The following is a 10,829-nucleotide window of genomic DNA, read 5'->3' on the forward strand; positions in this document are numbered from 1 at the left end:
GGAATCACCGCGCACCCCGGGTCGTTCCCGGGAGAACAGCACCTTCACGACGCTCCGGGAGGCCGACGGTGTACGGCGACGAGGCAACGGTCCGCAAGATCCTCACCGAGCTCGGTGACACCTGGGCCGTGGTGGGCCTGTCGTCGAACCGGCAGCGCGCGGCGTACGGCGTCGCCCAGGTGCTGCAGCGCTTCGGCAAGCGCGTGGTGCCGGTGCACCCGAAGGCCGAGACGGTGCACGGCGAGCGGGGGTACGCCTCGCTCGCGGACATCCCCTTCGACGTGGACGTCGTGGACGTGTTCGTCAACAGCGACCTGGCCGGAGCCGTCGCGGACGAGGCGGTGGCCAAGGGCGCCGGCGCGGTGTGGTTCCAACTCGGCGTCATCGACGAGGCGGCCTGCGAGCGCACCCGTGCGGCGGGGCTGGAGATGGTCATGGACCGCTGCCCGGCGATCGAGATACCCCGGCTCCGCTGAGGCCTGTCCGGCGGATCACGCCAAGGGCGCGGGACACTCCCGCCGCCCCGCTCACCCGTGCTCGCGAAGTGCCGTCGGTCTCCCCCGGCTTGATCCGCCGGACGGGTCCCGGGCCGTTTCGTGCGGATCGTCCGGTCGCCGGTCCGGGCGTGCCGCCGACGGGGCCCCGGGGCACGGTCCGGCCCCTTGCAGGGTGGCCGGTACGACGCCTTCCTGCTCGGGGACGCGCTGGCCGCCCGGCTCACGAAGGGCGACGACAGCGCACTGGCCGGCTACTCCTCGGCGTGCCTGCGACGCGTGTGGGACCACCAGGAGTTCTCGCAGTGGCCGTCCGAGCCGTTCCACGGCACCGCGGCGGGGGACCCGTTGCGCGCCGGCACCACGCTCGCCCGGCTGCGCCGCCTGTGCGCCTCCCCCGGCGCCGCCGCCTTCGCGGAGCAGTACCCGGGCACGGCCGCGCGGTACTGAGCCCCCGTCAGTCGTGCGGCGGCCGGTTGCCGAGCCGGTGGTCGGCCACGTTCAGCGCCTCCTCCACCAGCCGCCGCAGATGGCCGTCGCGCAGTGAGTAGACCACCCGGCGGCCCTCCTTGCGCGTGTCCACCAGCCCCGCGAGACGCAGCCGCGCCAGATGCTGGCTGACCGCCGGCCGCGCCGCGCCGCACGCCTCGGTGAGCGTGGTGACGTCGGCCTCGCCGCCGGTCAGGGCGTGCAGCAGGGTCAGCCGGGTGCGGTCGCCGAGCAGCGCGAGAAGTTCCGCCGCGAGCGCGAACTGCTCCTCGCCAGGAGTGCGTGGGTGCGCATCCTGCGCGGATGACAGGTGCTTGCGTGCGCTCATACGCACATAATGGCTCCGTGGGCGTCACCACGTCCACCTCGCGCACCGGAAGGGGATCGACGTGAGCCGGGAGCACGCACACCACCACCACGAGCCCGGACCGGAGCACGGCCACCGGCACCCCCGGGCGTCCCTGCGCCACCGCCTCGCCCATCTCCTCACCCCCCACTCCCACGAGACCGCGGACAAGCTGGACCCCGCCCTCGAGTCCTCGGTCCGGGGCATGCGCGCGCTGTGGGTCTCGCTGGTGGTGCTCGGCGCGACCGCGCTGGCGCAGGCGGCCGTGGTGGCCGTCTCGGGCTCGGTGGCGCTGCTCGGCGACACGGTGCACAACACGGCGGACGCGCTGACCGCCGTACCGCTGGGCATCGCCTTCGTGCTGGGGCGGCGCGCCGCCACCCGCCGCTTCACCTACGGCTACGGACGGGCCGAGGACCTGGCCGGCATCCTCATCGTGCTGACCATCGCGGCGTCCGCCGCCTTCGCCGGCTGGACCGCGCTCGGCCGTCTCCTCGACCCGCGCCCCGTCGAGCATCTCCCGGCGGTCGCCGTCGCGGCGCTCGTCGGGTTCGCGGGCAACGAGTGGGTGGCCCGCTACCGCATCCGCGTCGGCCGCGCCATCGGCTCGGCCGCCCTGGTCGCCGACGGGCTGCACGCCCGCACGGACGGGTTCACCTCGCTGGCCGTGCTGCTGGGCGCCGGCGGCGCGGCCCTCGGGTGGCAGCTCGCGGACCCGGTCGTGGGGCTGGTGATCACGGCGGCGATCGCGCTGGTCCTGCGGGACGCCGCGCGGGAGGTTTTCCGGCGGGTGATGGACGCCGTCGACCCGGCGCTGGTGGACCGGGCCGAGCGGGCGCTGACGCGGGTCCCGGGGGTGCGTGGGGTGGGCGAGCTGCGGCTGCGCTGGATCGGCCACCGGCTGCGCGCCGAGGTGGCGGTCGTGGTGGACGGCGGGGCGACGGTGCGCGAGGCCCACCGCATCGCGGTCGCCGCGGAACACGCCCTGCTGCACGCCGTACCGCGCCTCACCGCGGCCCTGGTCCACGCCGATCCGGAACCGGTGCCGGGCGAGGCGGACCCGCACCTCGCGCTGGCCCATCACGGGGTGCGTCAGACGTCCTGACCGGGCGGCCTGAACGGCGACCGCGGCGGAGCGCCCCTCAGGCGATCCCCAGCCCTTCCAGGACGACCGATCCCGGAAGCTCCGCGAACGCCTTGCCCGGCACCAGCAGCTTGCCCCGGCGCCGGCCGCTGCCCACGAGCACGTACGGCAGGTCGACGACGGCCGCGTCCACCAGCACCGGCCAGTCGTCCGGCAGCCCGATCGGGGTGATGCCGCCGTACTCCATGCCGGTCTCCCCCGTCGCCGTGTCCATCGGGGCGAAGGACGCCTTGCGGGCACCGAGCCGACGGCGCACCACCCCGTTGACGTCGACCCGGGTGGTGGACAGCACGACACAGGCGGCGAGCGTGCTCCCACCGCCGCGCTTGCCCTCGACCACCACGCAGTTCGCCGACCGCTCCAGCAGGTCCCGGCCGTAGTGCTCCACGAAGACGGCGGTGTCGGCCCAGCGCGGGTCGGTGTCGACGTAGAGGATCCGGTCGGCGGGGACGCCGCCGCTCCAACCGCGGACGGCGCCGGCCACCGCGGGGGTGAGCTCGTCGAGGCAGTCGGGGGCGGGGGTGGCGTGGTCGAAGTCTCCGATGGGTGCGCGCATGGCCGCACCGTAACAGCCGTCCGGCGGCCGTCGGAGGGGGTCTCAGCGCACGGGCGGCACCGAGACCGTCATGATCATCTCCGTCGGTACGTCGCCCCGATTGCCGTAGGTGTGCGCGGTGTCGGCCTCGAAGGAGACACTCGCGCCGGCCGGCACGCGATGCTCCACCCCGTCGACGGTGAGCGCCAGCTCCCCGGACGTGACGTGGACGAGTTCGACCGTGCCGGTGGGGTGCGGATCGGAGTCGCTGCTCTCGCCCGGCATGAGCCGCCAGTCCCACATCTCCAGCGGGCCGGGGGCCTCGGTGCCCGCGAGCAGCCGGTTGTAGCTTCCGGCCTCGGTGTGCCAGAGCCGCACGGCCTGGTCGGCGGGGACGATCCGGACCTTCGGGCCCCGCTCGTAGTCGAGCAGGGTGGTGATGCTGACGCCGAGCGCGTCGCCGATCTTGACCACCGTGCCGATGCTCGGGTTGGTGCGGGCCTGCTCGATCTGGATGAGCATGCCGCGGCTGACGCCCGCCCGCGCCGCCAGCGCGTCCAGGGTGAAGCCGCGCTCGGTGCGCCAGCGTTTGACGTTGCGCGCCAGGGACTGGGTCAGCACATCGAGGTCCGACACGTTCCGACCCTTCCGTTCAATGGAGTGGATCACAGAGTACAATTCATTCGACTACGGTGTGGTGCACCCGATCGTTCACCGCACTGTACTGCGAGGCTCGCCGTGACAGCACTCTTCGCCCTGGCCACCAGCCTGCTGTGGGGCCTGGCCGACTTCGGCGGCGGGCTGCTGACCCGGCGCACCCCCGCGCTCACCGTGGTCGTGGTCTCGCAGTCCGTCGCGGTGGCCGTGCTCGGCGTGATCGTGGCCGCGACCGGCGCCTGGAGCGAGGCGGGAGCGCGGCTGTGGTTCGCCGTGGCCGCCGGTCTCGTGGGCCCGGTGGCGATGCTCGCCTTCTACAGGGCGCTCGCCCTGGGACCGATGGGCGTCGTCTCGCCGCTCGGTTCGCTCGGCGTGGCCGTGCCGGTCGGCGTGGGGCTGGTGCTGGGCGAGCGGCCGGGGGTGCCGCAGTTCGCGGGCGTCCTGGTCGCCGTGGCCGGTGTCGCCCTGGCCGGCGGTCCGCAGTTCCGGGGCGCGCCGGTGCAGCGGCAGGCCGTCCTCCTCACCCTGCTCGCCGCGTTCGGGTTCGGCGCGGTGATGGCGCTGATCGCCGAGGCGTCGACCACCCTCACCGGTCTCTTCCTCGCCCTGTTCGTGCAGCGGGTCACCAACGTCGCGGCGGGCGGCCTCGCCCTGTACGTCTCGGTGCGGCGCGGCGGCCCCGCCCTCGCGCCGGGCGGATTCCCGTGGCGCTCGCTCCCGGCGCTCGCGTTCGTCGGGCTCGCGGACGTGGCGGCCAACGGCACGTACTCGATCGCCGCGCAGACCGGTCCGGTCACCGTGGCCGCGGTGCTCGCCTCGCTCTACCCGGTGGTGACCGCCGTCGCCGCCCGCGGCTTCCTCAGTGAGCGGCTGCGCGCGGTCCAGACGGCCGGCGCGGGGCTCGCCCTGGTGGGGTCGGTGCTTCTCGCGACGGGGTGAGAGGGCGCGTCTCAGCTCCCGGGTTCCAGTTCGGCGAGCCGGGCCGCGCCGTCCCCGTCCAGTGCGGCGAGCCGGGCCGCGCTCTCCTCGTCCAGGTCCGACAGGGCCCGCAGCTGCTCCGGGGTGACCCCCTCCGGAATCGGTACGGGCGCCGGGGTGCGCAGGGGCGGCTGCCAGCCGTCGGCGGGGGTCCAGCGGCGCACCACACGGGCCGGGGCGCCCGCGACCACGGCGTGGTCGGGCACCGTGCCCCGGACCACCGCACCCGCGGCCACCACCACGTTCCGTCCGATCCGCGCCCCCGGCAGGATCACCGCACCGGTGCCGATCCAGCACCCGGGGCCGATCCGCACCGGCTCCATCCGCGGCCACTGCTTGCCGATGGGCTCGTGCGGATCGTCGTAGGAGTGGTTGGTGGAGGTGACGTAGACGTACGGCCCGAAGTAGCAGTCGCTGCCGATCGTGACGGTCGTGTCGGCGATGACATGGCTGCCGCGGCCCAGGACGACCCCGTCGCCGATGCGCAGGATCGGCTCGGGGCCCAGGTCGAGGCCGGGCATCAGACCGGCGGTGAGGGTGACCTGTTCGCCCACGATGCAGTGGGCGCCGACGTGGATCCAGGGTTCGCCGAAGATCGTGCCGAGCGGGAAGGCGAGCCTGGTACCCGTTCCCATGGAACCGAAGCGGAAGCGGCCGGGGTGCTCGGCGGTCACCGAGCCCGTGCGCTGCACCCAGGACCAGCCCGCGTGGACCGCGCGCTGCGCGAGGCGGCGCGGCCAGGACGAGAACGTGTTCTTGCTCTTCGGCACCCGCTCACCGTAGTCGGCGGGCGCGGCGCCGGTGGGCCGGTGACCCTGTGATCTTCACCCCATGGTGTTGGCGTACGGTGCCTCCATCATCCGACGAGGAGGCGACGATGACGCACCAGGCGCTGATCACCGGCATCGGCGGCAAGGAGCCGCGCGTGGAGGAGGGGGTGTTCGTGGCGCCCACGGCCGCGGTGATCGGGGACGTGACGCTGCACGCGGGGGCGAGCGTCTGGTACGGGGCCGTACTGCGCGGCGACGTCGAGCGGATCTCCGTCGGCGCGAGCAGCAACGTCCAGGACAACTGCACGCTCCACGCCGACCCCGGCTTCCCGGTCAGCGTGGGCGAGCGCGTCTCCATCGGGCACAACGCCGTGGTGCACGGCGCGACCGTCGGGGACGACTGCCTGATCGGCATGGGGGCCACGGTGCTCAACGGCGCGGTGATCGGCGCGGGTTCCCTCGTCGCCGCGCAGGCGCTGGTGCCGCAGGGCATGGAGGTGCCGCCGGGGTCGCTCGTCGCGGGGGTGCCGGCGAAGGTGCGGCGGGAGCTGACCGAGGAGGAGCGCGCGGGGCTGACGCTCAACGGCACCATGTACGCGGAGCTGGCGAAGGCCCACCGCGACGTGCACGGCAGGCCGTAGCGCTCAGTCGGTGCCGGGGACCGGACGGTCCCCGGCGCTCACGCGTCCCAGCTCCACTCGGCGACCTCCGGCAGGTCGGTGCCGTGCTCGCGGATCCAGGCGTGGTGCCGGGTGCGCGCGTCGGCCATCCGCTGGCGCACGGCGGCGGCGCGCACCGCGAGGCCGGGGACGCGGTCGATGACGTCCATGACCAGCCGGTAGCGGTCGAGGTCGTTGCGGACGACCATGTCGAAGGGCGTGGTCGTGGTGCCGGATTCCTTGTAGCCGCGCACGTGCAGGTGCCGGTGGCCGTTGCGGCGGTAGGCGAGGCGGTGGATCAGCCACGGATAGCCGTGGTAGGCGAAGATCACCGGCTTGTCGGCGGTGAACAGGCCGTCGTACTCGAAGTCGGTCATGCCGTGCGGGTGCTCCTCGCGGGGCATCAGCCGGGCGATGTCGACGACGTTCACCACGCGGACCGCCAGCTCCGGCAGGTTGCGGCGCAGCAGTTGCGCGGCGGCCAGCACCTCCTGGGTCGGCACGTCGCCGGCACAGCCCAGCACCACGTCGGGTGCGCCGCCGTTCTCGGTGCCGGCCCACTCCCAGATCCCGGCGCCCCGGGCGCAGTGGACGCGCGCCTCGTCGATCGGCAGCCAGTCGTAGCACGGCTGCTTCCCGGCCACGATCACGTTGACGTGGTCGCGGCTGCGCAGCGCGTGGTCCGCGACGGACAGCAGGGTGTTGGCGTCCGGCGGCAGATAGACCCGTACGACCTCGGGGCTCTTGTTGAGCACGTGGTCGACGAAGCCGGGGTCCTGGTGGGAGAAGCCGTTGTGGTCCTGGCGCCACACGTGCGAGGTGAGCAGGTAGTTGAGGGAGGCGATGGGCGCGCGCCAGGGCAGCTCCCGCGAGGTCTTCAGCCACTTGATGTGCTGGTTGACCATCGAGTCGACGATGTGCACGAACGCCTCGTAGGAGGAGAACAGCCCGTGCCGGCCGGTGAGGAGGTAGCCCTCCAGCCAGCCCTGGCAGAGGTGTTCGGAGAGGATCTCCATCACCCGGCCGTGCCGGTCGAGGTGCTCGTCGGTGTCGAGGGTGCCGGCCTGCCAGGCCTTGCCGCTGGCGTCGAACACGGCCTGCAGCCGGTTGGAGGCGGTCTCGTCCGGGCCCACGAGCCGGAAGTCCCGCCGGTCCGCGGTGTCCTTCATCACCTGTCCGAGGAGATCGCCGAGGATCCGGGTGGGCTCGTGCAGTGTGGTGCCGGGCTTGTCGACGGGGACGGCGAAGCCGTCGAGGGACGGCATCGGCAGTTCGCGCACCAGCAGCCCGCCGTTGGCGTACGGGGTGGCGCCGAGGCGCCGGGCGCCCTCGGGGACGCAGGCGAGGACGTCCGCGACGGGCCGGCCCGCGTCGTCGAACAGTTCCTCGGGCCGGTACGACTTCAGCCAGGCCTCCAGTTGCCGCAGGTGCTCGGGGTTGTCGCGGACGCCGGCGAGCGGCACCTGGTGGGAGCGCCAGGTTCCCTCGACGGGCTGTCCGTCCACCTCGGCGGGGCCGGTCCAGCCCTTCGGGGTGCGCAGCACGATCACGGGCCAGCGCACGCGCTCGGTCGCGCCGTCCTCGCGGGCGGCGCGCTGTGCCCCGGCGATGCGGTCCAGCGCGGTGTCCATGGCGTGCGCCATCGCGCGGTGGACGGCGGTCGGGTCGTCGCCGCTCACGTGGATCGGCTCGTGGCCGTAGCCGCGCAGCAGTGCGTCGAGTTCGGCCTCGGGCAGGCGGGCCAGGACCGTCGGGTTGGCGATCTTGTAACCGTTGAGGTGCAGGATCGGCAGGACGGCGCCGTCGTGGACCGGGTCGAGGAACTTGTTGGAGTGCCAGGACGCGGCCAGCGGCCCGGTCTCCGCCTCGCCGTCGCCGATCACGCAGGCGACCAGCAGGCCGGGGTTGTCGAGGGCGGCGCCGTAGGCGTGGGCGAGGGAGTATCCGAGTTCGCCGCCCTCGTGGAGGGAGCCGGGGACCTCGGGGGCCACGTGGCTGGGCACACCGCCGGGGAAGGAGAACTGCCGGAAGAGCCGCTCCATGCCCGCCGCGTCCCGGCCGACGTCCGGATACGTCTCGCTGTAGCTGCCCTCCAGCCAGGAGTTGGCCAGGACGGAGGGGCCGCCGTGGCCCGGCCCCCAGACGCACAGCGCGTCCAGTCCACGCCTCGCGATCACCCGGTTGAGGTGGGTGTACACCAGGTTCAGCCCGGGTGAGGTGCCCCAGTGTCCGAGCAGCCGCGGCTTGATGTGCCCGGGTTCGAGGGGCTCGGTCAGCAGCGGGTTCGCCAGCAGGTAGATCTGTCCCGCCGCCAGGTAGTTGGCGGCCCGCCAGTGGGCGTCCAGCGTGCGCAGTTCCTCGTCGCTCAGTACGGTCCGGGTGTCCAGGTCCTCGGGCATGGATGACTCCGTGGGGGGTCGACGTGGGTGGTCGGGCGGTGGCGGCGGGTGGGTGAACGGCGCACGTCGCGCTCCGCGTCGGGCGTCAGGACGGGGTACCAGTCTCGTGCGCTTCGACACCCCCCGCGCGCCCGGACAGCGGCATGTGGCGCAATCCGCGCGGGCGGACGAGGCGGCACGGACCGGAGCGGGTGACGGCGGCCGGGGCGACGCCTTCGTACCGCGCCCCCAGCGGTGCGTGCACCGTCGGCTTCGTCCCGGCCCGGGACCGGCGGCAGGGACCGCTGGTCCCGAACCGGCGCCGAACGGCCCCGCGCGGCGCCCGGGCAGGGCCGGGTGCCCTTCCCCCAGGGCCGTACGGCCCATGGCCCGGGACGCGGTGCCGCAGGAGGCTGGGAGCACAACACCAGTCCGTGACGTCGTCCGGGAGGCCCGCCGTGTTCGCTCCCCCGTCCCCCAGCATGCCGCGCGCCCTGCCCGCCGAGCACCGGGCGCGGCTCCTGCAGGCCGCCCACGAGGTGTCCTTCCCGCAAGGGACCCGGCTGTTCGAGGAGGGCGGCCGCGCGGACCGGTTCTGGGTGATCCGCACCGGTTCCGTCGACCTCGACATGCATGTGCCCGGCCGCCGGGCCGCCGTCATCGAACGTCTCGGGCACAACGAACTCGTGGGCTGGTCCTGGCTGTTCGCCCCGCACGTCTGGCACCTGGGCGCCGAGGCGGCCACTCCCGTACGGGCCCACGAGTTCGACGCCGCGGCCGTCCGCGCGCTGTGCCGGGACGACCCCGGGTTCGGACGGGACATCACCCGGTGGGTCGGCGATGTGCTCGCCCACCGGCTGCACGCCGCCCGGATCCGGTTGCTGGACCTGTACGGCCCGTACGGCGCCGGCAGCGGCGTCTGAGGACGGTGGCGCCGGCGGACCCGGCCGTCGCAGCGAGCCGTGGTGAGCAGTGAGCGAGGAACGAGGAGAGACCGTGCACGGTGTGCCGCACATCGTCGGTGACGTCATGACCCGGTCGGTGGCCTCCGTCGGACGGGAGACCGCCTTCCAGGAGATCGTCCGGCCGACGCGGGACCGGAGGGTGAGCACCCTGCCCGTGCTGGAGGGCGGGAACCTGGTCGTCGGCGTCGTCTTTGAGGCGGACCTGCTGCCCAAGGAGGAGTTCCGGGACAGCGATCCCGACCGGCGGACGCACCTGCGCCGCCTCCCGGACCTGTGGAAGGCGGGGGCGTTGAGCGCGGAGGAGCTGATGACCTCCCCGGCCGTCACGGTCCGGGCCGGCGTGACGCTCGCGGACGCCGCCGGCCTCACGGCCCGCCACCGGGTGAAGCGGCTGCCGGTGGTGGACGAACGGGGCGCGCTGGAGGGCGTGGTCAGCCGTGCCGACCTGCTCGAGGTGTTCCTGCGCGACGACGAGGACCTGGCCGAGCAGGTACGGCGCGAGGTGGTGGCGCATCTGTTCCCCGGGCCGGGATCAGCGGTGCGGGTGGAGGTGCGCGACGGTGTGGTCCGGCTGGTGGGCCGGGTCCGGGACACCGCGCGGGTGCCCGCGGCGGCCCGGCTGATCCGGGCCGTGGAGGGCGTCGTCGCCGTGGAGTTCGCACCGACAGGGGTACCGACCGGGGCGGGCCGGCGAGGACTTTGGCCCGGCCACCCCGCACGGTCCGTTGCGATGCGGCGGTCAGCCTCCCGGGCGCAGGGTCCAGACGACGGTCATCTCGCCGGTGACCGCCCCGTCCTCGCGGCGGATGGCGATCGACACCGGGAACTCGGGGCGACGGCCCGCGTCCAGTTCGGCCACGACCTCCGCGGCCGGGCGGCCGAGGGTCGCGGTGGCGGTGACGGGCCCCATCGCCAGCTTCTTGTAGGCGATCTCGGCGCGGACGGCCAGCGGCACGGCGCGCGAGAGCTGGTCCCCGAACGCGGCGAGCACGATCGCGCCGCTCGCCGACTCGCCGAGCGTGAACATCGCACCGGCGTGCGGCCCGCCCACGTGGTTGTGGTACTCGCCCTGGTCCGGCAGGGCCACCACGGCCCGCTCCGGTGTGGTCTCCAGGAACTGGAGGTTGAGGGTACGGGCCATGGGCACCGTGGCGGCGAGCATGTCGCCGATGGACATCTGGTCTGCGCTCATGCCCGTACGTTACCCGTGAGTAGCATCCGCTGGCCAGGTCCGGTGACGCCCGCCGCCCGCACCACCGTCCGCACGGCCGGGACCGGTCCGCCCGCCGCCCGCCGCCCGCGCGGCCCGCCGCGCCGCGTCCCTCCCGAGTTGCTACGTCCCCGTCAAAGGGCGGTGACCGAATCGTGTCCCGGGCACGGCTAGGGTTGCTGCCCATGTGGCCAGGACAGCAGC

General features: G+C 74.1%; 11 protein-coding genes and 2 pseudogenes. 7 read left to right on the forward strand and 6 right to left on the reverse strand.

Annotation, left to right across the window (positions count from 1 at the left end; all coding sequences use genetic code 11):
- Window positions 1-68: 68 nt before the first annotated feature.
- Window positions 69-476 (forward strand): CoA-binding protein, encoded by a 408-nt coding sequence (locus tag RIM90_RS05165; RefSeq protein ID WP_309059347.1) that lies wholly within the window; start codon window positions 69-71, stop codon window positions 474-476.
- A gap of 201 nt (window positions 477-677) precedes the next feature.
- Window positions 678-944: pseudogene (locus RIM90_RS05170) on the forward strand (4-hydroxybenzoate 3-monooxygenase); the annotation flags it as partial.
- 7 nt (window positions 945-951) lie between these two features.
- Here RIM90_RS05170 and RIM90_RS05175 read toward each other — a convergent pair.
- Entirely contained in the window at window positions 952-1,311 is a 360-nt protein-coding gene (locus tag RIM90_RS05175) for a metalloregulator ArsR/SmtB family transcription factor (protein ID WP_309059348.1), read from the reverse strand.
- 61 nt (window positions 1,312-1,372) lie between these two features.
- Here RIM90_RS05175 and RIM90_RS05180 point away from each other — a divergent pair, with 61 nt between their 5' ends.
- Complete coding sequence (locus RIM90_RS05180; RefSeq protein WP_309059349.1) at window positions 1,373-2,434, forward strand: cation diffusion facilitator family transporter; 1,062 nt, start codon at window positions 1,373-1,375, stop codon at window positions 2,432-2,434.
- Window positions 2,435-2,471: 37 nt separating this feature from the next.
- On the opposite strand, the gene RIM90_RS05185 is transcribed toward RIM90_RS05180, so the two are convergent.
- Both RIM90_RS05185 and RIM90_RS05190 read right to left on the reverse strand, forming a co-directional pair.
- Complete coding sequence (locus tag RIM90_RS05185; protein ID WP_309059350.1) at window positions 2,472-3,029, reverse strand: YbaK/EbsC family protein; 558 nt, start codon at window positions 3,027-3,029, stop codon at window positions 2,472-2,474.
- A 42-nt stretch (window positions 3,030-3,071) separates the two neighbouring features.
- The gene (locus RIM90_RS05190; RefSeq protein ID WP_309059351.1) at window positions 3,072-3,644 is read right to left on the reverse strand and encodes an XRE family transcriptional regulator; all 573 of its coding nucleotides are present in this window, start codon (window positions 3,642-3,644) and stop codon (window positions 3,072-3,074) included.
- Window positions 3,645-3,746: 102 nt separating this feature from the next.
- Between RIM90_RS05190 and RIM90_RS05195 the strand changes: the two genes are divergently transcribed.
- Window positions 3,747-4,604: a DMT family transporter gene (locus RIM90_RS05195; RefSeq protein WP_309059352.1), complete on the forward strand. Its 858-nt coding sequence runs from the start codon at window positions 3,747-3,749 to the stop codon at window positions 4,602-4,604.
- 11 nt (window positions 4,605-4,615) lie between these two features.
- Here RIM90_RS05195 and RIM90_RS05200 read toward each other — a convergent pair whose 3' ends face one another.
- Window positions 4,616-5,413: an acyltransferase gene (locus RIM90_RS05200; RefSeq protein WP_309059353.1), complete on the reverse strand. Its 798-nt coding sequence runs from the start codon at window positions 5,411-5,413 to the stop codon at window positions 4,616-4,618.
- A 107-nt stretch (window positions 5,414-5,520) separates the two neighbouring features.
- On the opposite strand from RIM90_RS05200, the gene RIM90_RS05205 reads away from it, so the two are divergent.
- Entirely contained in the window at window positions 5,521-6,054 is a 534-nt protein-coding gene (locus tag RIM90_RS05205; protein ID WP_309059354.1) for a gamma carbonic anhydrase family protein, read from the forward strand.
- A gap of 38 nt (window positions 6,055-6,092) precedes the next feature.
- Here the strand turns inward: RIM90_RS05205 and RIM90_RS05210 are convergent, their stop codons facing one another.
- Window positions 6,093-8,471 carry a phosphoketolase family protein gene (locus RIM90_RS05210; RefSeq protein WP_309059355.1) on the reverse strand — a complete coding sequence of 793 codons (2,379 nt, stop codon included), beginning with the start codon at window positions 8,469-8,471 and terminating at the stop codon, window positions 6,093-6,095.
- Between the two features lie 461 nt (window positions 8,472-8,932).
- Between RIM90_RS05210 and RIM90_RS05215 the strand changes: the two genes are divergently transcribed.
- Together RIM90_RS05215 and RIM90_RS05220 are read left to right on the forward strand one after the other, a co-directional pair.
- Window positions 8,933-9,373: a Crp/Fnr family transcriptional regulator gene (locus RIM90_RS05215; protein WP_375165401.1), complete on the forward strand. Its 441-nt coding sequence runs from the start codon at window positions 8,933-8,935 to the stop codon at window positions 9,371-9,373.
- Between the two features lie 73 nt (window positions 9,374-9,446).
- A pseudogene (locus RIM90_RS05220) lies at window positions 9,447-10,109 on the forward strand (CBS domain-containing protein); the annotation flags it as partial.
- A gap of 45 nt (window positions 10,110-10,154) precedes the next feature.
- On the opposite strand, the gene RIM90_RS05225 reads toward RIM90_RS05220, so the two are convergent.
- Window positions 10,155-10,592, reverse strand: a complete 438-nt coding sequence (locus RIM90_RS05225) for a DUF4442 domain-containing protein (protein ID WP_309059364.1) — start codon at window positions 10,590-10,592, stop codon at window positions 10,155-10,157.
- Window positions 10,593-10,829: the final 237 nt, after the last annotated feature.

The sequence above is a fragment of the Streptomyces sp. genome (genome assembly GCF_031181555.1).
GTDB lineage: Bacteria > Actinomycetota > Actinomycetes > Streptomycetales > Streptomycetaceae > Streptomyces > Streptomyces fimbriatus.